Raw genomic sequence first — 24683 nt, forward strand, 5'->3', positions numbered from 1 at the left:
CTTAATGAGCTCTCTTCCGCTTTGCATTATCGCCACCTGGAAGCTGCCAGTCCGGTCTCGGCCCCAATTGAAACACTCGGATCATACTGGCCAAGTATCCGCTCCTGACGCTTCATGGGATCAAGGGCTATGACGCGAACTCTCCAGCCGACTGAGACGACCCGGAGGCCGGCAACATGCCGCCCGGTCCGGATGTCTCAATCCCTCGCCTTGAGGGGACTCGAACTACAGGCCATGTTTTCGATTGAGCGGCGTAAAGCTCTATTGTGGAACAAAAATCACGCCTGGACGGCTATTGTCGCCTGCATGTCCTGCTGCGGCCATCGCTGCAGTGCTTCCCGTCCAGCGTCTGTCAAGCCGTAGACGCCTCTGTCGAGCCGTTCAAACCAGCCATAGACATTCGCAAGCAAGATCTTCCCGGCATCCGGTATGTTGAATCTGATTTCACGCACGCGCAGCGGTCCTGATGCCAGCGCTACCGCACAGCCGAGCGCCTGCTGGCGGTACGCGGGTCATGACAGGCGCGCGTGTGCTCCCGCCTACTGCCGGATCGCCGCGTCGCCTCTGGTGTTCACGCATGAGTCTCGAACGCCGTTTCGGATTGGTTCGCGGCATCGGCGATACGGAGCCGACAATAACGCTGACGTCGCCGGTATCGGAAATGCCGAGCATGCCGATCCCGAGCCTGCGGCAGAGATCGCGGTAGCGTTTGTCGGCCTCGCGACCTTTGCCCTTGGCCGAGACTCGCGCCGCGATCCAGACCTCGTCGGCGACAGCTGCACGATCGACGGCCTGCAGTATGAGCTCCAGATTGAAGCTCAGTTTTAACTCGCAGATCACGACCACAGGCGGATCGCCGTCGCTCAAGCCGACGAGATCGCAGCCGCCAACTTCGCCCTTGACGACGTAACCTGCCTTTTCGAGAAAGCCTTTGACGGGCAGATAAAGCGAAGTTTCCATATGCCTGCAGGTTTAAGCGAAGAATCGTTCCATAAACTACATCGATCCGTCGGGACGGGACACCGCATCTATCGCCGCCAACGCGATTACACGGTTGGGCTGTGGAGACAGCCCCCCAATGCATCCCTAACGACGATCGGCCAGGACTTCGCCGCGGCATTGGAACGATGCTCTTGAAGGGAACCGAACCAAGGGCCGGCTCCAATCACCAATTTGAGATGCGCGGTCAAACCGGCTGCCATCCCCTTTACGAATGGTGTCGAGCGGGATCACTGCGCCGGGGAGCACGGACCTGTCAATCCGCTTTCCTTTTAGAAGGTCGCCTGGCCGATTGCGATATTGTATCGCGTGATGATACATTTTGGCTGACTTCCGTCCGTATCACCGTATGATACAAACATCAAAGAGCCAGTCGTGATCAGGTCATTCAAGAACGCCAAAACCGAGGCTGTAGCACGGGGCAAAGCGCCAAGGGCTTCCCTTCAGACATCGTGAGATCCGCCGTTCGAAAACTGACAATCCTGAACAGCGCTGCCGCTCTCGACGACCTTCGTTCCCCCCGGGAAATCGACTTGAAGCGCTTAAGGGCGATAGAAAAGGCCAACATTCGATCCGGATCAATGATCAGTGGCGCATATGCTTCGTCTGGACCGATGCTGGTATCGAAGACGTCGAAATTGTCGACTACCACTGAGGGCCAATAGTGGCACACAAGGAGCATGAGATGACCCATATCCTTCCCCCGGTCCATCCGGGCGAAATCCTTCGCGAAGAATACCTATTTCCTCTAGGGATGAGCGCCGGCGCACTGGCGAAGAAGCTCAATGTTCCCCGCACCCGCATCGAGCGTATCGCGGCGGAGCAAACACCGATAACGACGGATACTGCCCTTCGCCTCGCCAGGTATTTCCGCACGACGCCGGAGTTCTGGATGAACATGCAGACCAGCTTCGATCTCAAGACAGAGGAAGTTGCACTTCACGCCGAACTGGAACTGATTCCCGAAATCGAGACGGCGGCATAGCTGGACGGTGACCCCGCGCCGCCCACTTTTGCCTGGCTATGCGTGGGGGCGCGCCGGACGCAACCAGACCTTCAGGTCGCTACTTCGTTTTGTCAGATGGTCGGTGGTCGCAGGATTGGCGGACACTTCGTGATGGAACGGAGGGATGACCGCGCAACCCGCCCCGTCCAGCAAGGCCGCGTCCCACTCGATACATTATGCGATTTTCGAAGCACAGAACGAGGACATCACCTACAGCGCGCTTCTAGGCTCGTGGAGGTAGGGCTGCTCTCGACCCGGGCGTTCACGACGGCCGGTCGGAAGGTCCGGATGCCCAGAACAAGAACCGCGCCGTTCCAGCTTGAGTCTGTAATCCTCGCTGATCATCTGCGTGAATGGCCTGGTCTTGCCAACGACGTCCATTCGCGCCACTCTCGGTCGCGCCTAGCCGGTCATCTTCTGGATGTCGGATGAAGGTCTAAACTCACAACCTGAAACGAAGGCCAAGCGATGAGCATAAAGGACCGTCAGGAAGGCTTCGAAAAGAAGTTTGCGATGGACGAGGAGCTGAAGTTCAAGGCGATGGCGCGGCGTAACAAGCTGCTTGGCCTGTGGGCTGCTGAAAAGCTCGGTAAAACCGGAGCGGACGCCGACGCCTATGCGAAGGAGGTGGTCCGCGCGGACTTCGAAGAGGCAGGTGACAACGATGTCTTCCGCAAGGTGCGCGCCGATTTCGACGCGGCTGGCGTCGCCCAGTCCGATCAACAGATTCGCGTCATCATGGACGAACTGCTGGCGACCGCCGTCGACCAAATCAGGGACACCTGACTACCACTGAGTTCTGACAGAAAACCGCCGACTGCGATCTCGGACTGGGACGTCATTGGATCTTGCTCATTTCGTGTGGTGATCGGTGATCGACAACATGGACCGGCTCATCACACGGACCACATGCGACGCAAACGATCGGCATCCGCGATGATGAGCCCAGAGGCGCGCAAGGCTTCAGAACTCGCCGCGACAAGGGCCGCGTTGTCAGATGCAAGCGAACCATCCGGCAGCCAGAGATTGTTCTCGAAGCCGACCCGGACATGTCCGCCGAATAAAGCGCCGGCCGTCACGCAAGCGGCCTCCCGGGGGCCGAAGGCGCAAACGCTCCAGTGTGCAAAACGCGGCATGCCGGGCGCCAGAAACGCCAAAAGATCCGAGGGCATCGCGCGTTGCTCGACGGCATAGCGGCCGAGCACGAAGAGGACGGGTAGGTGCTCGAACGGGATCAGGCCGCGCGCCGTTAGCGCTGCGAGTAAAGCCGCTTCCTCCGGCGTGTAGAGGATGATCTGCGGTACAATCCTTTCGCTGCGAAGCCACTCCAAAAACTGGGCAAATCCAGTCTCATGGCTTTCATCCGGCAGTAGCTCTCTCAGCGCAATTGACACCGCCTCCGGCCTCACCTTGCGCACCACCTCCATCTGCTCTGCCGGCCGGTAGATGCCGAGCGCCTCGCTGGTGATTTGAATGACGAGCTCGTCGTCTACCGCCGCACGGATTGCGGCGATCGCCGCCCGGTAAACCCCAGCATCCAGCAGATGCCTGCCATCCCTGTCGCGCACGTGGATGTGGATCATGCAAGCGCCGGACTCGAGGCAGGCCGTAGCATCCGCCGCGAGTTCATCAGGTGTCAACGGCAGGGCCGGATGGTCTGCCTTGGAGCGGCGGCCTCCATTGGGCGCGACGGCGATAGCGATTGGCGTAGGACCGCTCTGGGTGGTCGGATCAGATGTGGTCATGCGCGCAATTCATTTGTTTCTATGATCGGCGATAGTGTAACATATGTTGCATGCCCGGCGCCACGGGGACGTTGTTGCCTCCTGCCAGGCGGAAGTTCGGCTTTGTAACACCATTGACCCGAGGGGCGTCATGACACGAATCCTGCACCGCCAGATCCATGCGAAACTGCCGACGGCGGACGGTGGGCACGGCGTCTATCTTGTCGACACGGCCGGGCGGTCCTATATCGACGCATCCGGCGGCGCGGCGGTGTCTTGCCTCGGGCACGGCCATCCGGACGTGATCGCCGCTCTGCACACGCAGGCCGATAGACTTGCCTATGCCCATACGAGTTTCTTCACCAACGCGCCCGCCGAGGCACTGGCCGACCAGCTGATCGAAAGCGCGCCGGCAGGCATCAGCCACGCCTATTTTGTATCGGGCGGTTCGGAGGCGATCGAGGCAGCACTGAAGATGGCGCGGCAATATTACCTTGAAACTGGCCAGCCAGGACGGCGCAACATCATCGCCCGGCGACAGAGCTATCATGGGAACACGCTTGGGGCGCTCGCGGCTGGGGGCAATGAAATGCGCCGAACGCAATTTCATCCGCTGCTCATCGAAACGCACCATATCGACCCTTGCTTCGCATACCGCTTCCAGGAGCCCGGCGAAACAGACGAAGCCTATGCGGTCCGCGCCGCGCAAGCGCTCGAAGACAAGGTCCTCGAACTTGGACCCGAAACGGTAATGGCATTCATCGCGGAGCCGGTGGTCGGCGCCACTGCCGGCGCCGTACCTTCGCTTGCGGATTATTTCCAGCGCATCCGCGCCATCTGCGACCGCTACGGCATCCTTCTGATTCTCGATGAGGTTATGTGCGGCATGGGTCGAACCGGCACGCTTCACGCGAGCGCGCAAGACGGCATCGTTCCCGATTTGATGACGATAGCCAAGGGGCTTGGCGGCGGCTATCAGCCGATCGGCGCGGTGCTGCTCAACCAGCGGATTTTCGACGCTTTCGCCAACGGCTCGGGCCAGTTCCAGCATGGCCACACCTACATCTGCCATCCGATGGCGTGTGCCGCGGCACTTGCCGTGCAGGAGGTGATTGCGCGCGACAATCTGCTGGCCAACGTCAGGACAATGGGTGCGTATCTCTCGCGGCGGCTGGACGAGCGATTCGGCAATCATCCGCACGTCGGCGACATTCGCGGACGCGGTCTGTTCATGGGCGTCGAACTGGTCGAGGGTCGTTCGACCAAGGCGCCGTTCGAACCTGACCTCAAACTTCACGCACGGGTGAAGCGTGAAGCAATGGCGCGCGATTTGCTGGTCTACCCGGGCGGCGGCACCATTGACGGCGTACGCGGCGATCACGTCCTGATCGCGCCGCCCTTCATCATCGATGCGGCGACGGTCAACACGGTTGTCGAGCGGCTGGGCGAAGCAATTGATGCGGCTATTGCCGATTAACGCGCGTCATTCCGGCAGATAGGCCCCCAGGCCCTGGAGCTCCAGTTCGGTAGCCCGAACCCGGGCCGCCGCGGCGGGGCCGCTGCGCGCAAGCATCGTCGCTGCCAATGCCTCGACGATCGCCAGTGCCGCGGCAACCGATGGGAAGAACGATGGACTGTCAGTCGAAAAGCGCAGAGTGACCTCGGCGTGCCGCGCGATCGGGGCGGCGATGCTGTCGGCTATCGCGATCATCGGGACGCCGTGCCGCTGCGCGGTCTCCACGACAGGCCCGAGTTCGCGAGAATATGGCGCGAAGCCGATAACGACGACCGCGTCCTTCCTGTCCAGCGCCGCGAGTTCCGCCTCCAATGAACCGCCGTCGCTGCCCAGCAGCGTGGCGTCGCGTCGGAACATCCGGCAGAGATAGACAAGTGCGTGAGCCGGAGCGCGGCAACTCCGGAAGCCGGCCACGCGGACATGCTGTGCCCGTTCCAGGATCGCGCAAGCTCTCGCAATCTCCTTGCCGTCGTTGGCGACTTCGGCTGCCGCGAAGTTAGCCGCGTTGGTCCGAAGCGATTCGACGAAGATTGCTTCCGGACCGCGCAAAACCAGCGCATCGGCCTTGGCTGCGAAAGGAGCGTTGCCGGAACGAAGCCGGTTCTCAAAGGGTTTGCGAAACGCCGCCCAGTCGGTGAAGCCGAGGCGCCGAGCCAGCCGGACAAAGGTCGTCGGCGTCACCTCCGAGCGCGACGCCAGCACGCGCATCGATACCAATGCGACCTCATCGGGATGGTCTACGAGAAACCGGGCCGCCTTGCGCAATTCCGAGCTCAAATCAGGAATCTCGGTCAAGATGCGCGCCTGCACCGCATCATAATTCATGTCCGGCCCGTCCATGTAACAAGTATTCCTCTTGCTTGATGAAGCGCAACGATCGTAGCATGCATCGACGTGCCTCAGACACAAAAACTCGGGACGGCTGCAATGGCACACACGGGATCAAGGGAGAAATAGATGAAACATGAACGGATTACCCTGCGCGGAGCGCAGATCGCCGCTCTTTCGGCTGCGCTGCTGTTTGCAGGCAGCGCCGTGGCGCAACAGAAGTTCGTGACCATCGGGACTGGCGGCGTCACCGGCGTTTACTACGCCGCCGGCGGCGCTATCTGCCGGCTCTTGAACAAAGACCGGAAAACGCACGGAATCCGCTGCTCAGTGGAATCGACCGGCGGATCGGCGTTCAACGTCAACACCATCAAGGAGGGCGAACTCGACTTCGGCATGGCGCAGTCCGATGTCCAGTACAACGCCTTCAAGGGTGAGGAATCCTTCAAGGAGGGCGGCGCGCACGCCGACCTCCGGGCGGTCTTCTCGATTCATCCGGAGCCGTTTACGGTGCTCGCTCATCCGAATGCCGGGGTGACAAAGTTCGAAGACTTCAAAGGCAAGCGCTTCAACGTCGGCAATCCGGGATCGGGCACGCGCGCTTCCATGGAGCGTCTCCTCGGCACGATGGGCTGGACGCTTGCCGATTTTTCGCTTGCATCGGAACTCAAGGCCGACGAGCACGGCCCGGCACTTTGCGACGGCAAGATCGACGGTTTTTTCTACGGTGTCGGCCATCCTTCCGCCAATATCCAGGATCCGACGACCACCTGTAGCGCAAAGCTGGTGTCGCTGACCGGCGAAGCGGTCGACAAGCTGGTCGCCGAAAATCCCTATTACGCACGGGCGACCATCCCGGGTGGCCTCTACAACAACAACCCGGAGGATACGGAAACCTTTGGTGTTCTGGCGACATTGGTCACGTCGGCCAATGTTCCGGAGGAAAGCGTCTACCAGCTCACCAAGTCGGTGTTCGAGAACTTTGATGAGTTCAAGTCGCTGCATCCGGCTTTTGCCAATCTCGACCCGGCCAAGATGATCAAGGACGGTCTCTCGGCGCCACTGCATCCTGGCGCGGAAAAGTATTACAAGGAGAGGGGCTGGCTGAAATAAGCACCGGTATATTCTCGCGGCGGCCGGCGGTTTCCACGGTGTCCCCGCCGGCGAATAAAAGTGGGAGGGTGTCACGAGCGACGTTCAAGAACGGCAGGTCGATGTGGACCTGGAGCAAATGGTCGCCGAGGCGGATACCGGTGGGCGCAACGCTAAAGGGGTGACGGGGCAGATATTGCTCTGGACCGCTGTCGCCTGGTCGCTGTTCCAGCTCTGGTACGCGTCTCCCCTGCCATTTGTCTTTGGCTTCGGTGTCCTCAACGATACCGAAGCGCGCGCCATCCACCTCGGGTTTGCGCTGTTCCTGGCCTTTCTCGCCTATCCCGCTCTGAAAAGGTCCCCTCGCGAACGGGTGCCATTCACTGATTGGGCGCTTGCGGTGCTGGGCGCCTTCGCCGGCGCATACCTGTTTCTCTTCTATGACGTGCTTTCCGGGCGGCCCGGCCAGCCGACCACACTCGACCTCGTCACCGGCACGGCCGGCATCCTGCTCCTGCTTGAGGCCACCCGCCGCGCGCTCGGCCTGCCGATGGTGTTCGTCGCGGGCACCTTCATCTTCTACACGTTCGCCGGCCAATACATGCCGGACGTCATCCAGCACCGCGGCGCATCGCTGGTGAAATTCATCAATCATCAGTGGCTGACGACGGAAGGCGTGTTCGGCATTGCGCTCGGGGTCTCGACGAGCTTCGTTTTTCTCTTCGTCCTGTTCGGAACGTTGCTTGAAAAGGCCGGCGCCGGCAATTGGATGATGCAGATTTCCATCGCGTTGCTCGGACACCTGCGCGGCGGCCCGGCCAAGGTGGCCGTGATTTCCTCGGCCTTGAATGGCGTCGTCTCCGGCTCGTCGGTATCGAACGTCGTCTCCGGCGGTATCTTCACCATTCCTCTGATGAAGCGCACCGGGCTTTCCGGCGTAAGGGCCGGCGCGATCGAAGCAACGGCCTCGATAAACGGTCAGATCATGCCGCCGGTAATGGGCGCCGCCGCATTTCTGATGGTCGAATATGTCGGCATTCCTTATGCGGAGATCGTCAAGCACGCGCTGCTGCCGGCTGTCTTTTCCTACATCGCCCTTCTTTACATGGTGCATCTGGAGGCGGTGAAGCTGAACATGCAGCCGATCCCGCGGCGCCCGACTCCGAGGCGCGAGCGATGGCTCCGCATCGGTCTCGGGCTTTCCGGGAGCGTACTCGCGGTCTGCCTCCTCTACTACGGGATCGTCGCCGTTAAGGCGGCATTCGGCGAGACTTCGCCCCTTGTGCTCGCGATCGCGGGCGTGGCGCTCTACGTCGGGACGATCTGGTATTCGGCCCGCTACCCGGATCTCGAGCTCGACGATCCAAACGCACCGATCCTCGAACTGCCGCGGGCATGGGATGTGACGCGAACCGGGCTCGATTTTCTCATTCCCATTGCCGTCCTGCTCTGGTGTCTGATGGTCGAGCAGCTGTCGCCCGGACTTTCGGCCTTCTGGGCCACGCTGACGATCATCGGCATCGTCGCCACTCGCAAGCCGTTGATGGCTATTTTCCGGAAGAAGCATTTTGCAAGTTCGGTGCGCGCGGCAGCGTGGGACCTGACCGACGGCCTGGCGCTCGGTGCGCGCAGTATGATCGGCATCGCAGTTGCCACTGCCACGGCCGGTATCGTCGTCGGAACGATCACGCTCACGGGTCTCGGCCTCATGATGACCGAACTCGTCGAGTTCATCTCGGGCGGCAACGTCATTTTGATGCTTATTCTCATCGCAGCGATCAGTCTGGTGCTCGGTATGGGCATACCGACGACCGCCAACTACATCCTGGTGGCTACCCTAATGGCGCCCGTGGTCGTCGAACTCGGCGCTCAGGCAGGGCTCGCCATTCCGCTAATCGCGGTGCACCTCTTCGTTTTCTATTTCGGGATCATGGCGGACATCACGCCGCCCGTCGGACTCGCCGCCTTCGCGGCGGCGGCGATATCCAAGGAAGATCCGATTGCCACGGGCTTCCAGGGCGCGTTCTATTCGCTGCGCACGGCCATCCTGCCCTTTGTTTTCGTATTCAATCCAGCGATCCTGCTGATCGGCGTCGAAACCTGGGCACATACGATCTGGGTCGCTGGCATCTCCCTTGCCGCCATCCTCATCTTCTCCGCCGCGACGATGAACTGGTTCGTGACAAAAAGCCGGCTTTGGGAAAGCGCAGTCCTGCTGCTTGCCTGCTTTACGCTATTCCGCCCGGACTGGTGGCTGAACCAGATCTCGCCGCCCTACGAGGAGTTGCCGGCCTCAGAATTCCTGAGAGCCGTCGAAGAGGCTCCGGCGAAGGGCCGGATCAACTTCGTGGTCCAAGGGTTTGACCTGATGGGGGACGAGGTTCACAAAACTGTAAACGTTCCACTCGGCGAACCGGGCGAGTCGCAGCAGCGGTTGCGGTCGATCGGGCTCACCGTCACACCTGCGGGCGACAACTTGATGATCAGCAATGTCGCCTTCGGCTCCTATGCCAAGCGCATCGGTCTCGAGGTCGGATACGACGTGGTCGCAGTGCTGAAAAGAGCCCAGCAGCCATCAAGCGTTATCCCGGTAAGCATTGCGCTGGTCCTGACCGCCGGCATTGCCGGCCTGCAGTTCGCTCGAAGAAGGCCAGTCCAGGTGACAACGGCCGAGCGACCGTGACGGAAGGCAAGCATGTCGGACAGTGACAGCGATCTCGTCCGCGAGCGTCAAGCCCTCGGGAGGTGCCGGCAGGAGGTCCGAGCCGCCGCCGGATACGAGCGCGATGACCAGGTCGTCCGCAGTCAGACCCGAGACCGCCTCCAGCAGCCGCCTCGAGGCAACGAGACCCGCCTCGTCCGGTAACGGGTGCGACGCCTCGATGATCTCGATCCTCTCGCAGGCGACGCCGAAGCCGTATCGCGTGACGACGACGTCAACGGACCGTCCCAATGGCTCTCCAGCGCCTTTGCCATCTGCGCCGACCCCTTGCCAGCACCAATCACGACGGTGCGGCCCCTTAGGGCGCGGCGGCAGATTGGCGGCGATCACCTTTGCCGGATCGCCAGCGGCGACGGCGGCATCAAAAAGCGAGGTCAGAAACCGGCGGCGCTCGTCAGGGGCAACGTGTCTCACTCCTCCGCCGGCCCGTAGAGACCGAGCTGCTCCAACAGCACCCGCTGCCGGTCGACACTCTCGACGAGGAGGCCGGTATAGCGATCGATCATACGGCCGCGGTGGTTCGGATCGGAAACGCCACAGAGCGCGCCCAGAATCGCCGCGACCTTTTCCGACGTCTGCCGCAGTTCCTCCAGAAGCTCCGCCCTGCCGCCGACCTCGGTAACGACTTGCTTCGTCACCCGGCCGATGCCGGCTGGCGTACGGCTGCCGGCCGACACGTAACCTTCCGGCAGATCGCCCTTGAGATTGGTGACCGACTTGAAGCGGATGACGTCGAAGATCTGGTCGACCGCCTGCTTCGCACCGGTTACCCGCGAAGGATGGTCGGTGTCGGCAGCCGCATGCGGCAGCAGTTCGAGCTTGCCCTTGTGCTTCTCTTCGAGCGGCAGGTAAGGCAGCATCGGTCCGCTGAGCTTGCCGGTGGCGGCGTCCTTGAAGAGGTCGGCGTCGATCGCCGCGTGCGCGATCTTGCCGGACGAGAGCGCCTCGTCGAGGGCCGCGGCATCGACGACCTCGCCACGGTCGTAGTTGACCAGCACCGCGCGGTCGTTCATAGCGCCGAGCACCTTCGCATCGACTATTCCGGCGTTGGAATAGACGCCGGTCGCCGCGTCAAGGCGGCCAAGGCCGATATGGACGGAGAGCACGTCGGCACCGGTCGCCGCCGCGACCGGGCTTGCAGCGTATTCGAAGCCTTCCGCCTCGATCCAGCGCTTGTGACGCTCGCGGGCGTAGATCGCCACCTTCATGCCGAAGGCCTTGGCGAGCTTGGCGACTTCGCGACCGATATTGCCGTAGCCGAGAACGGCGATCTTGCGGCCCTCGAGCTTGGCCGTCGGAAAATCCTTGAGCTGGCGGCCTGTGTCGAAGTCACCCTCGGCGACCATGCGGTGCAGCCTGTCGACCGGCAGGTCGGGAACGACCTTCAGGATCGCCTTCATCGCCATTTGGGCGGTCGCCCGGCTGTTGATGCCCGGCGTGTTCATCAGCGGCGCGTCCCCGCCCTCGCCGTTGCCGCCGCCCCAGGAGGCCGAGCCCATGTTGCCGGTGCCGGCGCCGATGCGCACGCCGCCGAGCGGAAAGATGGAGGTCTCCGGAATGAAGGTCGCCGCCGCTATCAGCGCGTCGTACTGGCCCTTATCGGTCTGCGGCAGGATCTCCGCCTCGGTGCTGAGGTTCGGTTGGTAGAAGAAGTGGATGCGGCCCTTTTCGAGCGCGGAGCGGTCGCCGAGCGGTCCGACATGAAAGACGCCGCCATTTTCCTCGATATAGGCTTTAATCTCGCTATGATCCGGCTGGCCGTCGGCGCCGAAACGCAGGCCGACCAGATCGGCGATCAGCACGGTGTAGGCGCGCGCCGGATCGTCCTTGCGGACAGCGCCGTCGGCCCTGGCCGCGGCCTCGAAAGTGACGCCGTTCTTCGCCAGTTCCTCTTCGAGAACAACGATCTTGGCGCGCAGATAGGCGTATTGGAGATTCTCCAGCAGCGCGACGACATCTTCCGCTTCGCGGATGCCGCCGACCCAGGCGCGATAGTCGCCGGGCGTGCCTGGAAAGGCATTGACGTACCGGGCCGCGTCGAGGCCGGGCTCGTACTCGCCGTTCGGATGGGTAATGCCCTCATACCCGAGCAGTTGCTTCGAACGGGTGATGATGCGGGCATGGATGTCGGGGTCGGTGATGCCGTCGTCTTCGACCTTAAGCAGCGTCACCGCCGCGCCGCGCCGCTCAGAATCGTTGACAGTCAGCGACAGAAGCGGATGCAACGCGACCCATTCGTCAATCACCTTGCGGTTGGCAGCGGAGCGGCGGTTGAGGTCAACGACGGAGCCTACGCGCGCCTCCGACTGCAACAGGCCAAAGGTGGTCTCGGCAAAGGCGAGCGCGCTGTACGTGTTGATAACGCCGCCAAGCATGCGGTCTTCGGCGGCATCGTAGAACGGCCCGGCATCGACGGAGCGTTTGGCCGAAAACGGCTGCCTGGGATCGATCGGCGGCGCGATCTTCAGCTGGCGCGGGATCGCCCAGGCAGGATCTTGCTGGTTCTTCTCGATCAATGTCAGGGCATGCGGCGTGAAGGAGGCGACAAAATAGCCCGAAACCCCGCCGATCGCCTTCTGGAACGGCATGAAAAGGCAGCACTTCGCCATGACGGCGGCGACCAGTTCGGGCTCCCACGGCATGGCGCCGAGCATCGAGGTGGCATCGAACACCGCGTGGCGGTTTGCCGGATCACCATCTATCCAGCTCAAGAGTTCGCGGATCTCGCGGCTGGTATAGGCATTGGCTCCGGTCGTCTCGTGGCCGACACCGACGAAGATCGAGACGCCGAGGGCGGAGAGCTCTTCTGCCGACGGGATCACGCCTTCCGAGGCGGCGAAATGGATGCGGCTCTCGCAACCCTTTTCGGCGAAGCGCTGCATCTCGATCAGCTGGGTGGCCCAGGACTGGCGGAAGAATCCCGCGGCCTTCGACGGATCGCTCTCCGGCCGCGGCGTATCGACATAGATGCGCTGGGAGGCGTCGTTGGCGTTCATCAGGTGCTGGACGCAGACGGTGAAGCCGCTGTGGCCACCGCCGAGCCCCACGGCCATGCGGTTCGTCTTCGGAAAACCGAAATAGCGATGGATCGCCCGCATCATGTCAGTCAGAATCTTGTCCGCCGGATAGCCGCGGTGCATGCTGCGCGAAATCTCGGCGGTGGTGAAACCGCCGATGTCGTTGCCCCTGTCGTCAAACTTGCGATAGGTCTTCTCGATCCACGCATCGAAGGCGAGGCGCCGTAGGCGGCTGTCCACTTCGTCGGTGGTCGCATCGGTGATCGGGCCGACGCCGAAGAACGGATTGGAAGGCAGCCTCGGCGCGCCCGATCTGGTCAGTTGGAGTGCCTTCAGTCGCTGTTCCTGCATCTGCGCGATATTCATCATGATCTGCCCATCTGTTTTCGAGGCGTGAGGATGCGCGGATAGTGGATCGAACACTTCAGAAAGAAGACCTCATATGCGCCGAACAGCACGCGGAATGCGTCATGGGTTCGCCTGCTGTCAGGGATTGCTGCCGCCGGCGCTGGCAGCGCATCGACGGCCTCGACGGAACTAATGCGGAAAGGGACGCCGCGAGGGGCCCAAAGTTCGGCGACTGCGGTAAGCGACCTATCGTGGGCCGCGCAAAATCATACGCAAAACCGACGCGTCAATCGGGAGTCTTTCGACCTTCTGACCGCCCTAAAGACTCCAAGGACGCGCGGAAATAATGCGGTGTGCTAGCGAACCGCCTCCGGAACATCCGGCTGAGGTGCGAGGAATCGCAGAAACCGCTTTCCGCTGCGATCATAGCAATCGACTTGTCGGTACTCTCGAGCATGTACGCGCCACCGAAAGCCGCATGTCGATGAACGCGGACAGAGGCGAGATTCCAAGTGCCTCCCTGAAATGCCGTTCGAGAGATCGTTTCTCAACGTCCAGATGTCTTGCCATCTCGGCGACGGAGAGTGGCGCGTCCAGACTTTGCTGCATCAGGAGAAGCGCTTTCCTGACAAGTGGATCCTTGGCCCTGAAGTCGAGCGTCAGACCTGGCTGCGGTGTTCCCCCCTCCTCCGCCCCGCTGATCATCATGATGTTTAATCTCTTCGTGGATTGGGCTTTGCCGATGTGCCTGTCGACGAGTAAGCCCGCAAGGTGGGCCGTGCTGGTGCCGCCGGAACATGTCAGACGGTCGCGGTCGACCACGAAGATCTGGTCGGATACCGGCTTGAGGCCATCGAATTGGGAGAGAAAATCCTGATGCTGGAACCAGCTCACACAGCCGCGGTAGCTTCCATCAAACCGGCGGGAGGATGAAGGTTCCGGTACAAAGGCCTACGAGTGGGACCCCGGCTTCGGCTGCTTTCTGCAAGAAAGCCTGTACCCTCTCGTCACACCGGTCCATCCCATCGATGAGCCCGCCGACCACGACGATATAATCGAAGAGTTTGGGGCTGCCGAACACCTCCTGAGGCTGAACGGAAACGCCGCAGCTGGCCGTAATCGGCCTCAAATCGGGGGCAATAACTTTCCATCGGCATTGAATTGGCCGGCTACGGTCGCCTTCGTCCGCAGCGAGGCGCAACACGTCCACGAAGTTGGCGAAGGTACAGAGCGTAAATCGGTGCACCAGAACGAACCCCCACCGTCAGACGCGCATTCTGGTCGCGCGGCACGCTCCTCGGGAAAACCTCGTTTGCAGCCATCGCTTGATGTCTCATTTCTACTCCCGATATGACGCAATCAGTCTTTTCAGAAGTCTAATACGCGTCAATATTCTATGCAGCTGGGAGAGATTGCCATGCGACGCTGCCGGAACGCGAGGTTGCTCAGCCGTCGAGGGAGGATTGTGCATGAAAATGGTGAGCGCAGAACAGCGTCTCTTCGCATTCTACCTTGAGCCGGATTTCACAATGCTGGCGTTCTCATCGGCGCTCGATGCCTTGCGTTTGGCAAACGCCGTCGTCGGTTACGAACCCTATTCGTGGCGCGTGGTCTCTTCCGACGGCGCCAAGGTCCGTGCAAGCTGCGGCCTCACCCTTGAAGCTGATAGTTCTGTGGCGGAAAGCTTCGCATTTCTCCAAGTGCTATCGCGAGATGTTTGGGCGCTCGCAGCGTGAACGCGCCGGCGGCGCGCGCGGGCGCATGTGCGACGGCCGCATGAAGTGCCTCCACGGCGCCTCTCGCATGACTGCACAATTCCTACGGCCGTCAAAAACGAACACGCCGTTGTAGTAACTCGCATTGCCCGAGCTGGGTTTGAGCCGTCTGAAAGACGTCGCTTCGGTTGCTGCACGACCGTAGGTGCAGTCCCACTCAGATCACGCCGCAGCGAGTAGGCCAACAGGCCCGACATAAACTCCCCTGGCGACGACAGGCGCTGTCACGGGCGGTCCCTTGATGCTTTAGTTAGAGACCACTTCTGCATGGCCGGCCCCGTAGAGCCGGCCATGCACCGAACGATCTCAGATCACGACACTGCTTCAGGTACGAACCCGGAAGCTTCGACATTTCCCGTTTCCGGCGTAGCGGATGCTGTCACCGGCCGACGCCCGCTTCCTTCTTCGAGCTCATCGAGAAGGGCATGCCATAGCGAAATGCAAAGCCCGACCATCACCAGCAGGAACGGTGCGGCCGCGATGATCGAGGCGGTCTGGAGGCCCTGAAGCCCGCCCATGACCAGAAGCACTGCGGCCGAGGCACCGGCAAGCACGCCCCAAAGGACGACTACACCGGGCTTTGGCTCCAGGGCCCCCCGGGATGAAAGCATTCCCATCACGACCGCCCCTGCATCCGCGCCCGAGATAAAGAAGATCGCGACCAGAAAGATGGCGATCAACGATGTCAGCCAGGCGAATGGATACTGCGCCAGAAGGGCAAAGAGCGAGACGGCCGCACCCTCGTTGTTTACAGCATCAACGATGCCGCCGGCGCCGAACAGTTCCGAATGGAGCGCCGTACCGCCCATGATCGTGAACCAGATGAAGGTCACGCCGCTCGGGATCAGCAGCACGCCGATGATGAATTCGCGGATTGTGCGTCCGCGCGAGATGCGGGCGATGAACACGCCGACGAATGGCGCCCAGGAGACCCACCAGGCCCAGTAGAAGATAGTCCAGCTCCCCAGCCACTTGCCGTCACTGAAGGCAGCCGTGCGGAACGACATGGTCACCAGGTCGCTCAGATAGAAGCCCAGCGATTCCGTGAAGGTGTTGAAGATGAAAATCGTCGGTCCGATGCACACCAGGAAGATCAGCAGCACCATCGCGATGATCATGTTCATGTTGGAGAGGAATTGGATCCCCTTGCCCACGCCAGACACCGCAGAGAGAATGAACAGCACCGTCATGATGCCGATGATGGTCAGCGCGATGATGTTGGAAACGCCCGTGCCCCAGAGGAAGTTCATGCCGCTGTTGATCTGCTGCGCGCCGAGGCCGAGTGACGTAGCTGTTCCGAACAGTGTCGCGATGAGCGCAAGCACGTCGATCGCCTTGCCGATTGGTCCGCTTGCGGCCTCACCGAGGATCGGCGTGAAGGCAGCGGAGATCAAGTTCGACGTTCCCTTACGGAAGGTAAAATAGGCGATGGCAAGGCCAACTACCGCGTAAATGGCCCAGGGGTGAAGCGCCCAGTGGAAGTAGGAATACTTCATCGCGACGAGGGCCGCTTCGAGGCTTCTCGGGGCGGCCTGCCCATGAGGCGGGCTGTCGAAATGATAGATGGGTTCGGCAACACCCCAGAACATCAGTCCGATGCCCATGCCGACGCTGAACATCATGCAGATCCACGAGGCGGTACGGAATTCCGGTCGCTCATCGTCCTGTCCGAGCCGGATCTTGCCGAAGCGGCTGACGGCCAGGAAGAGTGCAAAGATCAGAAAGCCGGCCGAAGAAACGACGAAACCCCAACCGAAGCCGTCGATGATGCTTTTGAGAACCAGCTTGGAAATCGAGGACAGGCTTTCAGGAAACACCGTGCCCCAGCCGACGAATCCCAGGATGATGAACATGGCTGGCCAGAATACGGCCGGATCGATCTGACTAGGTCGTGATTGCTGCATTTTTTGTCCTCCCAGTTAAACTCTTGGCCACCGTCTACCGAGCAGCCAAGCCAGCCATACGGTCCTCCGAAGGTCGTGATATTCTCGGCCACCTTGATCCCCATCGCTGTCCGCGTCCTGCTTTGTCGCGCTGGCGACGGGGTTTTCCCATTCAGGCGGCCTTGCCCATGGCGGACAGCACTTCCGCCACGATCTCGCCAAAGGACGACGGGGTCGGAACGATCGCGACACCCGCACTCTTCAGTATCTCGACTTTTTCCTGCGCCGATTCCCCGAAGGCGGAGATGATCGCGCCGGCATGACCCATACGGCGTCCCTTCGGGGCCGAAAGGCCTGCGATATAGGCGATCAGCGGCTTCTTCATATGGTCGCGCGCCCAGAGCGCGGCTTCCGCCTCCTGCGGCCCGCCGATCTCGCCGATCATTAAGACCGCATCGGTGTTCGGATCCTTTTCGAACAGTTCCAGCATGTCCTTGAAGGACGAGCCGTTGACCGGGTCGCCGCCGATACCAACCGAGGTCGACACGCCGATGCCGAGCGCTTTCATCTGGCTCGCGGCCTCATAGCCGAGCGTACCGGAGCGGCCAACGATGCCGATGCGGCCGGGCAGATAGATGGAACCAGGCATGATGCCCATCATCGTCTCTCCAGGCGTGATCATCCCCGCGCAGTTCGGCCCGATCAGGGTCATGCGATCCTCGAAGCGATAGCGCCTCATGTATCGCTTGACCCTGATCATGTCCTGGGAGGGAATGCCGTCGGTGATGCAAACGCAGAGCCGGATGCCGGCATCCGCCGCCTCCATGATGGAGTCGGCAGCAAAGGGCGGCGGCACGAAGACGATCGAGGCATCCGCACCGGTTTCCTGCACGGCGCCCTTGACCGTGTTGAAGACCGGCATGCCGAGATGGGTCTGGCCGCCCTTGCCGGGGGTGACGCCACCGACGACATTGGTGCCGTAGCGCTTCATGTCCTCGGCATGGAAGCTGCCGATCTTGCCGGTGAAGCCCTGGACAATGACGCGGGTGTTCTTGTCAAGCAAAATGGACATATCTTGGACCTCCTCAGGCAGCCTTGCCGGCAGTGAACGAACGCCAGGCGGCGACCGCCTTCTCGGCCGCTTCGGCCAGTGTTTCCGCGACGATGATGTTCTCGCCTGAATTGGCGAGGATGCGCCGGCCCTCTTCCATATTGGTGCCGGACAGACGGACGACGAGCGGAACCGGCACGCCGACTTCACGCAATGCCTTGATCACGCCTTCCGCCACCCAGTCACAGCGGTTGATGCCGGCGAAGATGTTGACGAGGATGGTCTCGACGTTTTTGTCCGTGAGGACGGCCCGGAAGGATTTCGCCACCCGCTCGGGCGAGGCGCCACCGCCGATATCGAGGAAGTTCGCGGGCTCGCCGCCGGCGATCTTGATCATGTCCATGGTGGCCATGGCCAAGCCCGCACCGTTGATGATGCAGCCGATATTGCCGTCGAGGCCGACATAGGAGAGGCCGCGATCCGATGCGTATGTCTCGCGCGGATCTTCCTGGCTCTTGTCGCGCATCTCCGAGATATGCGGTCGGCGGAAGAGCGCGTTTTCATCGAAACTCATCTTGGCGTCGAGAGCCACGAGGTCACCTCCGCGGGTGACCACAAGCGGGTTGATCTCCAGCATTGAAGCGTCATAGTCGACGAAGGCGCGATAGCAGCCGATGAGCGTCTGCGTGGCGCGGCCGATCAGGGCATTGTCGATGCCGAGCCCGAAGGCGATCTCGCGGGCTTGGAAGTCCTGCATTCCAACGCCGGGATCGACGGTCGCGCGGATGATCGAGTCCGGCTCGGCCTCGGCGATTTCCTCGATCTCTATGCCGCCCGAAGACGAGGCAACGATCATGATGCGCTCTGATTTTCGGTCGAGCACGAAGCCGATGTAAATCTCGCGCGCAATATCCATCGCCTCCTCGACATAGAGGCGGCTGACCAGTTTTCCCTGCGGCCCGGTCTGGTGCGTCACAAGCGTGCGGCCGAGCATGGAATCGGCGGCCTCGACGATCTCGTGGTCGGACGAGCAGAGCTTGATACCGCCCGCCTTGCCGCGCGCACCGGAGTGGACCTGCGCCTTCACCACCCACCGGTCGCCGCCGATCTCCCTGGCGCGATAAGCCGCCTGCTCCGGACTATAGGCAAGGCCGCCGCGCGGGATATGGATGTGGTAGCGGGAGAGTAGTTCCTTAGCCTGATATTCGTGAATGTCCATAGGTCCCCTCCTGTCACCGGCGGCCGGCGGTGATTGCGTCATGGGTAGCGAGCACGTTGCGCGCCATGCGTTCCGAGGCGGCATCGATCATCTTGCCGTCGAGCGATGCCGCGCCCTTGCCCTGGCTCTCGGCAAGCTTCAGCGCATCGATGATGCGGCGAGCGCGGTCGACCTCCTTCTCCGGCGGAGAGAAGATATCGTTGGCCAACGCGATTTGGCTCGGATGGATCGCCCACTTGCCTTCGATGCCGAGGGCCGCGGCACGGCGGGCAGCGGCCTTGTAGCCGTCGGGATCGGAGAAATCTCCGAAGGGGCCGTCGATGGCACGCAGACCGTAAGCGCGGCAGGCAACCGTCATCCGCGACAGGCCGAAGTGCCACTGATCACCGGGATAATCAGGGTTGAGACCGCCAATATTGACGGTGCGGGCCTTCAGGCTCGCGGCATAGTCGGCAACGCCGAAATGCAGCGCTTCGAGCCGGCCGCCGAAGGATGCAATGGCCTCGACATTGGCCATGCCGAGCGCGGTCTCGATCAGCGCCTCGAGGCCGACGCGGGTCTTGTAGCCCTTGGCGATCTCGATCTGGTTGACCATGGCCTCGACCATGTAGAGATCGGCCGGCACGCCGACCTTCGGCACCAGCAGCGTGTCGATCCGGTCGCCCGCCTGTTCCATAAGATCGACGACGTCACGATACATGTAGTGGGTGTCGAGCCCGTTGATGCGGACCGAGATCGTCTTGCCGCGGCCGCGCCAGTCGATCTGATTGAGGGCAGCGACGATGTTGGCACGAGCGCGCTCCTTGTCCGCCGGCGCCACCGCATCCTCGATGTCGAGGAAGATGTAGTCGGCCTCGGAATTGGCGGCCTTCTCGATCATCTCGGGGTTAGAGCCCGGGACGGCGAGTTCGCTTCGCTGCAGGCGCAGCCGGCTGAGATGATGTATCGTGTGGCTCACGGAGTTTTCCCCTTCCGGTCTCTTCAGGCTGCCTTGGCGGTCGACGCCGTGGCGGCAGAGCGAAACTGCTTGATCGCTGCGCCCACGCCCGAGCCCGGCTCGATCTTCAAGCCGCAATCGAGCAGCGTGAGTTCAGCGGCCGAAAGCGCACCCAGAACCATGACTTCGTTCAGCGAGCCGAGGTGGCCGATGCGGAAGACCTTGCCTGCCACCTTGGAGAGGCCGCTGCCGAGCGAAGTCTTGTAAGTGCTGTAGGCATGCTTGATGACCTGGACGCCATCGATGCCGGCGGGCAGGCGGATCGCCGAGACGGTGTCGGAATGCCACTTCGGCTCGGTCGCGCAGAGTTTCAGGCTCCAGGCAGAGACCGCGGCACGGACGCCGTTCGCGAGGTGATGATGGCGGGCGAAGATGGTTTCGAGGCCTTCCTCGAAGATCAGGTCGAGCGAGGCACGCAGACCGCGCAGGAGCTGCGTCGGCGGTGTATAGGGGAAGTAACCCGTGTCATTGGTCTTGACCATGTCCTCGAAGGAGAAATAGCAGCGCATGTGGCGCGCGGTCTTGGACGCGTCGAGCGCCTTCTGGCTGACCGAGAGAAAGCCGAGGCCGGCTGGCAGCATGAAGCCTTTCTGCGAACCGGAAACGGCGCAGTCCACGCCCCATTCGTCCTGGCGGAAATCGATCGAGCCGATTGAGGAGACCCCATCGACGAAAAGCAATGCCGGATGACCGACGGCGTCGAGCGCCGCGCGCACGGCCGCGACATCAGAGGTCACGCCCGTCGCGGTCTCGTTATGCGTGACGAAGACGGCCTTGATCTGGTGCGCCTTATCGGCGGCAAGACGTTCGGCATAGAGGTCGACCGGCACGCCGGTGCCCCATTCCATGTCGAGGCAATCGACCTCGAAGCCCAGCCGCTCTGCCATGTCGACCCAGAGATGCGAGAACTGGCCGAAACGGCTCATGAGAACCTTGTCGCCGGGGGAAAGTACGTTGGTCATCGCCGCTTCCCAGGCGCCGGTGCCCGAGGACGGATAGATGAAAACGCGGCCGTTCTGGTTCTTGAAGACCTTCTTGACGTCGGCGAAGAGCGGCAATGTCAACTCGGGAAATCGAGGGGAGCGCATGTCTTCCATCGGCAGGTTCATCGCCTGGCGAACCTGTTCGGGAATGTTGGTGGGGCCGGGAATGAAGAGATGATTGTAGCCTGACATCGTTCCTCCAATGGCTGCGTCCGCGGACGGCGTTTCGTCGGCGCCAAAGCTGCCTTCCGGACCATGTCCGCACAACACTCGCTCAGGCAGAAAAGAATGCCCGACGAGCAGCGCAGGAGCGGCCCTAACGGGTGGTCACTTGCAAGGGATGGGTAGGGAAAAGACTACCCGCAGGTAGTCACTCCAGATTGCGCCGGCGTTCCTTGGCGTAAAGGGCGACCGCCATGGCGCGGTTGCGCACCTCGAGCTTGTCGTAAAGATTTTTGAGGTGGTATTTCACGGTATTCTCGGAAATGCCTGTTCGAGCGGCGATTTGGATATTGGTCCAACCGTTGGCCAGCATGCCGAGCAGTTCTGTCTCGCGAGAGGTGAGCTGTTGGAACGGCGTGTTCGAAATTTTCGATAGCACCGTGTAGGGAATGCAGATCCGACCCTGCATTACGGCGGTGAGCGTCGCGAACAGGATTTCAGGATCTTCGAATTGGTAGCAGAGACCGTTGACACCAAGCCGGATGGTCTCGTTGAGGATCGAAGGATTGCTAGTATCGGCGAAGAGAACAATCCGTGGGTCGAACCCCAGCCGGCTGAGTTCCGCTAGCACCTCGGGCGCCTCTGCATCGTCGAGCTGCCAACTGAGCAGTACGCAATCCGTCTTGATGGAGGCAAGCTTCTCGCAAAGTTCGGCCGATGTTCGCGCCGTATCGATGATGGAAAACCTGGCATTTTCGGAAAAAAGTCCGCGAAGAGCGGCAATCACCAGTGGGTTGCGCTCCGCAATCAAAACCCGGCCTCCGACCTCCTGCGACATGTGCCTCCCTGCGTCCTATGCGGTGACACGCACCATCCAGCGACGATCCGAACAGTAACATCACAAATTCCGTACATTTCACCGTCGAGCGACGAAACGTGTCTTAAAACGTCTTTTTATGAGAGTAATGTCCGAAGGGTTCCGCGCATATTTAGGGCCGACGAGCGCGCTCAGACGGCGACGCGGTCCAGGCCGGGGCGATGGACGTTTCCCTTGCCAAGTCCATAGCCGACTCGTTGAAGGTGCAGGAGATTGAGGCGTTAATGACCGAACGGATCTCATAGGCAGGAGCATGAAGAAAAGCCTCCCAAAGCGTTCAAGCTGCGTTCATGCAGAGCACGCTATAAACCATTGAAAGACAAGACGATGGTAGCCGCCTAATAAGAGCTGGCAGGCGCTCCAACTATGCCCGGGAACCGGAGAAAGACCGAGCAAAGTCAAATGCCGGATGTCGCATGACGGCTGCCTCCCGAGGGAGTTGAAAACGTGAAACGCACCCTTTTGAAAATTGCCGCAACCGGTATGCTTTTGCTTGCTCCGGCGATCGCTCAGGCGACAGAAGGCTTCGCGACGGCGAACGTCAATTTGCGCGCCGGCCCAAGCACGGCATATCCGGCGGTCACCGTAATTCCGGCCGGCGAATCCATCGAAATCTACGGCTGTCTTGCCGACGTGCCCTGGTGCGACGTGGAGTTCTACGGCGACCGTGGCTGGGTGCACGGCCGATATATACAGGTACTTTATCAACAGCGCCGTGTTTATGTCGGCCCTCGATATTATCGCCCGCTCGGTATTCCCGCCGTTGTCTTCAGCTTCAGCAGCTATTGGGATCGTCACTATCGCGACTATGACTTTTACCGCGATCGCGATCGCTGGCGCCGCGGACCGGACTTCTATCGCGGCCCGGATCGCCGTGCGGCGCCTAGCCGCAGACCTGAATTCGAGCCGAGGCCAGCTCCGCCCCCGGAATTCGACGGGAGGTTGGAGCGGAGGCCCGATTTTCGCCGTCCCCCTGAAAGACGCCGGGACCTTGACGATCGTCCGGATCGCCTTCCGGATTTCGATCGCGCGCCCAACCGCAGGCCTAATGTCGGTAGTCGGCCGGACTTTGACCGTGATCTGCGCGGCGGCGGCGATCGCAACCGCCGGAACTTCGAACGTGGGGGCGATGATGGCGATCGCGTCATCCGTCGCGGCGACGACAATCGTGACCGCAGGGGTGGTGACAATGGCCGCCGCAGGCCGCAGCGACGTGTCTGCGAACTCGGCGAACCGGATTGCCCGAACTAATGTGGCCGGGGGCGGCAGAGCAGCCGCTCCAAAATGCTTCACTTCGGTGCATAGTAACCGCTGAGGGGCGGAAACCAAGAAAAAGGGCAAGGTCGGTGACTGATGCAATCAGCTTAATGAGCGCACGAGGTTTGGTTGAAATAACCGATTTGACAGGCCGGTCTTCCGGCAGTCGGGTTTCGACGGCATCCTTACCGCAAAGGAGATGGATGAAAAGATCTCGGCCTGCTCAAGAAAACGCGCGAGGCCAAAGGCATCTCCCGCGCCGAGTTAGCGCATTTTGCTAGGCCTGTCGGTATCTGTTTACGGGAGGTACGAGCGAGGCTCAGAAGCTCGAATGTCGATCCCGCGCCTGATTCATCTCTTTGAGATCATGGGCTTTATGCCTCGATATGATCTTTGACACAGCGCCGCACTTCGAACTGCCTCTTTGCTCAGCCTCGCAGCCGCAACCGCATGCGGCATCAGGAATGTATCAATCTGCGGAACAATCTCCGTCAGATTCCCCGGATTGTGTGCAACGCCTTCAACGAAAGCACGCCATTGTCGCTGCTTTTGCTCGTCCCGTGCAAAGGCGTCCGTCAACGCATCCGGTAGGTCGTTGGGAATCGGCGTCTCGCGCCGCTCAAGGTAGCGGCGATTGCGCGCGCCAGCCGATCACCGCTGAAATCAAAGGACCTGCTGAGAACCCAAAGGTCGTAGAAATCCTTCATCCAGCTATTTGCACGCCCCAGCATGACCATCGCCTGGAACTTCTCCGCAATGACCGTCTCTCGCGCATAGGCTCGGAGGCGAGGCGCCGGGAAATCCAGCATGGAAGGATAGTCCAACATCTCCGCCCCGGGCTCGAGCGCATCGCCAAAGCCGAAGTCGATCGTCAGGTTGATCCGAGCGCCGCTGATCGAGGAAAGCTGTCCCGCCGGAACTTTTTGAAGGTTTCAGGGACTGGGGCTGCAGTTGCCGGAGCCGTCGGACTCACCTCTTGCATGACAAGTCCGCGCATGGCGCCCGTGGCGCGTGGCGCGGGAACTACCCCGAAGCGTGAGGCGGCTTACCAGAATTCTCCCAACCGGGGCCGCCGCTGTGCGGGATGCACCCATTTCCTCGAGCCGAACGCTTGCGAGATCGTTGCCGGCGAGATCAGCCCCAATGGCTGGTGCCGCTTTCACGAACCGCGGCGGACCTGAAGGAACGGCAACCGAGTAAGGCGCCGGAGGAGCAAGGCTACGGCTG

General features: G+C 61.4%; 21 protein-coding genes and 4 pseudogenes. 10 read left to right on the forward strand and 15 right to left on the reverse strand.

The window, feature by feature from the left end:
- Positions 1-278: 278 nt before the first annotated feature.
- A pseudogene (locus ILFOPFJJ_RS29435) lies at positions 279-960 on the reverse strand (DUF2161 domain-containing phosphodiesterase).
- 414 nt (positions 961-1374) lie between these two features.
- Between ILFOPFJJ_RS29435 and ILFOPFJJ_RS29440 the strand changes: the two are divergent.
- From ILFOPFJJ_RS29440 to ILFOPFJJ_RS29450, 3 genes and pseudogenes are all read left to right on the forward strand, one after another.
- Positions 1375-1654 (forward strand): annotated as a pseudogene (locus tag ILFOPFJJ_RS29440) (type II toxin-antitoxin system RelE/ParE family toxin).
- A gap of 30 nt (positions 1655-1684) precedes the next feature.
- On the forward strand, positions 1685-1984 hold the full coding sequence (locus tag ILFOPFJJ_RS29445) for a HigA family addiction module antitoxin (RefSeq protein WP_173514057.1): 300 nt from the start codon (positions 1685-1687) through the stop codon (positions 1982-1984).
- A gap of 489 nt (positions 1985-2473) precedes the next feature.
- Positions 2474-2791 carry a DUF1476 domain-containing protein gene (locus ILFOPFJJ_RS29450; RefSeq protein ID WP_173514058.1) on the forward strand — a complete coding sequence of 106 codons (318 nt, stop codon included), beginning with the start codon at positions 2474-2476 and terminating at the stop codon, positions 2789-2791.
- A 110-nt stretch (positions 2792-2901) separates the two neighbouring features.
- Here the strand turns inward: ILFOPFJJ_RS29450 and ILFOPFJJ_RS29455 are convergent, their stop codons facing one another.
- Positions 2902-3750 (reverse strand): beta-keto acid cleavage family enzyme, encoded by an 849-nt coding sequence (locus ILFOPFJJ_RS29455; protein ID WP_173514059.1) that lies wholly within the window; start codon positions 3748-3750, stop codon positions 2902-2904.
- 130 nt (positions 3751-3880) lie between these two features.
- Here ILFOPFJJ_RS29455 and ILFOPFJJ_RS29460 point away from each other — a divergent pair, with 130 nt between their 5' ends.
- Positions 3881-5206: an aspartate aminotransferase family protein gene (locus ILFOPFJJ_RS29460; protein WP_173514060.1), complete on the forward strand. Its 1326-nt coding sequence runs from the start codon at positions 3881-3883 to the stop codon at positions 5204-5206.
- A gap of 6 nt (positions 5207-5212) precedes the next feature.
- On the opposite strand, the gene ILFOPFJJ_RS29465 is transcribed toward ILFOPFJJ_RS29460, so the two are convergent.
- The gene (locus ILFOPFJJ_RS29465) at positions 5213-6085 is read right to left on the reverse strand and encodes a MurR/RpiR family transcriptional regulator (RefSeq protein WP_173514061.1); all 873 of its coding nucleotides are present in this window, start codon (positions 6083-6085) and stop codon (positions 5213-5215) included.
- Between the two features lie 117 nt (positions 6086-6202).
- Between ILFOPFJJ_RS29465 and ILFOPFJJ_RS29470 the strand changes: the two genes are divergently transcribed.
- Entirely contained in the window at positions 6203-7186 is a 984-nt protein-coding gene (locus ILFOPFJJ_RS29470) for a TAXI family TRAP transporter solute-binding subunit (protein WP_173514062.1), read from the forward strand.
- A 160-nt stretch (positions 7187-7346) separates the two neighbouring features.
- Complete coding sequence (locus tag ILFOPFJJ_RS29475; RefSeq protein WP_173514095.1) at positions 7347-9848, forward strand: TRAP transporter permease; 2502 nt, start codon at positions 7347-7349, stop codon at positions 9846-9848.
- On the opposite strand, the gene ILFOPFJJ_RS29480 is transcribed toward ILFOPFJJ_RS29475, so the two are convergent.
- The 5 genes from ILFOPFJJ_RS29480 to ILFOPFJJ_RS36310 form a co-directional block, all read right to left on the reverse strand.
- The gene (locus ILFOPFJJ_RS29480; RefSeq protein ID WP_173514063.1) at positions 9741-10301 is read right to left on the reverse strand and encodes a DUF4147 domain-containing protein; all 561 of its coding nucleotides are present in this window, start codon (positions 10299-10301) and stop codon (positions 9741-9743) included. The genes ILFOPFJJ_RS29475 and ILFOPFJJ_RS29480 overlap by 108 nt on opposite strands.
- Positions 10298-13273, reverse strand: coding sequence for an NAD(P)-dependent oxidoreductase (locus ILFOPFJJ_RS29485; protein ID WP_173514064.1), 2976 nt, complete (start codon positions 13271-13273; stop codon positions 10298-10300). The genes ILFOPFJJ_RS29480 and ILFOPFJJ_RS29485 overlap by 4 nt, the downstream gene beginning before the upstream one ends.
- Before the next feature lie 265 nt (positions 13274-13538).
- On the reverse strand, positions 13539-13709 hold the full coding sequence (locus ILFOPFJJ_RS35390; RefSeq protein ID WP_312032750.1) for a helix-turn-helix domain-containing protein: 171 nt from the start codon (positions 13707-13709) through the stop codon (positions 13539-13541).
- On the reverse strand, positions 13676-14146 hold the full coding sequence (locus ILFOPFJJ_RS35395; RefSeq protein ID WP_246299901.1) for a helix-turn-helix domain-containing protein: 471 nt from the start codon (positions 14144-14146) through the stop codon (positions 13676-13678). Before ILFOPFJJ_RS35395 ends, ILFOPFJJ_RS35390 begins: the two co-directional genes overlap by 34 nt.
- Before the next feature lie 19 nt (positions 14147-14165).
- A complete protein-coding gene (locus ILFOPFJJ_RS36310; protein WP_312032751.1) occupies positions 14166-14498 on the reverse strand; it encodes a DJ-1/PfpI family protein in 333 nt (110 codons plus the stop codon).
- 223 nt (positions 14499-14721) lie between these two features.
- Here ILFOPFJJ_RS36310 and ILFOPFJJ_RS29495 point away from each other — a divergent pair, with 223 nt between their 5' ends.
- Positions 14722-14988: a type 1 glutamine amidotransferase family protein gene (locus ILFOPFJJ_RS29495; RefSeq protein ID WP_246299892.1), complete on the forward strand. Its 267-nt coding sequence runs from the start codon at positions 14722-14724 to the stop codon at positions 14986-14988.
- Between the two features lie 350 nt (positions 14989-15338).
- Here ILFOPFJJ_RS29495 and ILFOPFJJ_RS29500 read toward each other — a convergent pair whose 3' ends face one another.
- The 6 genes from ILFOPFJJ_RS29500 to ILFOPFJJ_RS29525 form a co-directional block, all read right to left on the reverse strand.
- Entirely contained in the window at positions 15339-16931 is a 1593-nt protein-coding gene (locus tag ILFOPFJJ_RS29500; RefSeq protein WP_173514065.1) for a BCCT family transporter, read from the reverse strand.
- A 151-nt stretch (positions 16932-17082) separates the two neighbouring features.
- The gene (gene sucD / locus ILFOPFJJ_RS29505; protein WP_173514066.1) at positions 17083-17982 is read right to left on the reverse strand and encodes a succinate--CoA ligase subunit alpha; all 900 of its coding nucleotides are present in this window, start codon (positions 17980-17982) and stop codon (positions 17083-17085) included.
- A gap of 13 nt (positions 17983-17995) precedes the next feature.
- Positions 17996-19180, reverse strand: a complete 1185-nt coding sequence (locus ILFOPFJJ_RS29510) for a malate--CoA ligase subunit beta (RefSeq protein WP_173514067.1) — start codon at positions 19178-19180, stop codon at positions 17996-17998.
- A gap of 13 nt (positions 19181-19193) precedes the next feature.
- Positions 19194-20138, reverse strand: a complete 945-nt coding sequence (locus ILFOPFJJ_RS29515) for an aldolase/citrate lyase family protein (RefSeq protein ID WP_173514068.1) — start codon at positions 20136-20138, stop codon at positions 19194-19196.
- Between the two features lie 23 nt (positions 20139-20161).
- Positions 20162-21352, reverse strand: a complete 1191-nt coding sequence (locus tag ILFOPFJJ_RS29520; protein ID WP_173514069.1) for an aminotransferase class V-fold PLP-dependent enzyme — start codon at positions 21350-21352, stop codon at positions 20162-20164.
- 178 nt (positions 21353-21530) lie between these two features.
- Entirely contained in the window at positions 21531-22160 is a 630-nt protein-coding gene (locus ILFOPFJJ_RS29525) for a response regulator transcription factor (RefSeq protein WP_173514070.1), read from the reverse strand.
- A gap of 486 nt (positions 22161-22646) precedes the next feature.
- Between ILFOPFJJ_RS29525 and ILFOPFJJ_RS29530 the strand changes: the two genes are divergently transcribed.
- Together ILFOPFJJ_RS29530 and ILFOPFJJ_RS35405 are read left to right on the forward strand one after the other, a co-directional pair.
- Positions 22647-23450 carry an SH3 domain-containing protein gene (locus ILFOPFJJ_RS29530; RefSeq protein ID WP_173514071.1) on the forward strand — a complete coding sequence of 268 codons (804 nt, stop codon included), beginning with the start codon at positions 22647-22649 and terminating at the stop codon, positions 23448-23450.
- Positions 23451-23557: 107 nt separating this feature from the next.
- Positions 23558-23866: pseudogene (locus tag ILFOPFJJ_RS35405) on the forward strand (helix-turn-helix transcriptional regulator); the annotation flags it as partial.
- Between the two features lie 13 nt (positions 23867-23879).
- Here the strand turns inward: ILFOPFJJ_RS35405 and ILFOPFJJ_RS35410 are convergent.
- Positions 23880-24361 (reverse strand): annotated as a pseudogene (locus ILFOPFJJ_RS35410) (nucleotidyl transferase AbiEii/AbiGii toxin family protein); the annotation flags it as partial.
- On the opposite strand from ILFOPFJJ_RS35410, the gene ILFOPFJJ_RS36585 reads away from it, so the two are divergent.
- Entirely contained in the window at positions 24362-24637 is a 276-nt protein-coding gene (locus ILFOPFJJ_RS36585) for a twin-arginine translocation signal domain-containing protein (protein WP_376741469.1), read from the forward strand.
- Positions 24638-24683 lie beyond the last annotated feature (46 nt).

The sequence above is a fragment of the Sinorhizobium psoraleae genome, from assembly GCF_013283645.1.
In the GTDB taxonomy this organism is placed as follows: domain Bacteria; phylum Pseudomonadota; class Alphaproteobacteria; order Rhizobiales; family Rhizobiaceae; genus Sinorhizobium; species Sinorhizobium psoraleae.

Bases quoted from the DNA above. Each gene is read 5' to 3' on its own strand.
- ILFOPFJJ_RS29495 (WP_246299892.1), top strand. From the start codon at position 14,722: ATGAAAATGGTGAGCGCAGAACAGCGTCTCTTCGCATTCTACCTTGAG.
- ILFOPFJJ_RS29450 (WP_173514058.1), top strand. From the start codon at position 2,474: ATGAGCATAAAGGACCGTCAGGAAGGCTTCGAAAAGAAGTTTGCGATG.
- ILFOPFJJ_RS35390 (WP_312032750.1), bottom strand. From the start codon at position 13,709: ATGCTCGAGAGTACCGACAAGTCGATTGCTATGATCGCAGCGGAAAGC.
- ILFOPFJJ_RS29525 (WP_173514070.1), bottom strand. From the start codon at position 22,160: ATGTCGCAGGAGGTCGGAGGCCGGGTTTTGATTGCGGAGCGCAACCCA.
- ILFOPFJJ_RS29460 (WP_173514060.1), top strand. From the start codon at position 3,881: ATGACACGAATCCTGCACCGCCAGATCCATGCGAAACTGCCGACGGCG.
- ILFOPFJJ_RS29500 (WP_173514065.1), bottom strand. From the start codon at position 16,931: ATGCAGCAATCACGACCTAGTCAGATCGATCCGGCCGTATTCTGGCCA.
- ILFOPFJJ_RS29485 (WP_173514064.1), bottom strand. From the start codon at position 13,273: ATGATGAATATCGCGCAGATGCAGGAACAGCGACTGAAGGCACTCCAA.
- ILFOPFJJ_RS29445 (WP_173514057.1), top strand. From the start codon at position 1,685: ATGACCCATATCCTTCCCCCGGTCCATCCGGGCGAAATCCTTCGCGAA.
- ILFOPFJJ_RS29510 (WP_173514067.1), bottom strand. From the start codon at position 19,180: ATGGACATTCACGAATATCAGGCTAAGGAACTACTCTCCCGCTACCAC.
- ILFOPFJJ_RS29465 (WP_173514061.1), bottom strand. From the start codon at position 6,085: ATGGACGGGCCGGACATGAATTATGATGCGGTGCAGGCGCGCATCTTG.
- ILFOPFJJ_RS29470 (WP_173514062.1), top strand. From the start codon at position 6,203: ATGAAACATGAACGGATTACCCTGCGCGGAGCGCAGATCGCCGCTCTT.
- sucD (WP_173514066.1), bottom strand. From the start codon at position 17,982: ATGTCCATTTTGCTTGACAAGAACACCCGCGTCATTGTCCAGGGCTTC.
- ILFOPFJJ_RS29520 (WP_173514069.1), bottom strand. From the start codon at position 21,352: ATGTCAGGCTACAATCATCTCTTCATTCCCGGCCCCACCAACATTCCC.
- ILFOPFJJ_RS29455 (WP_173514059.1), bottom strand. From the start codon at position 3,750: ATGACCACATCTGATCCGACCACCCAGAGCGGTCCTACGCCAATCGCT.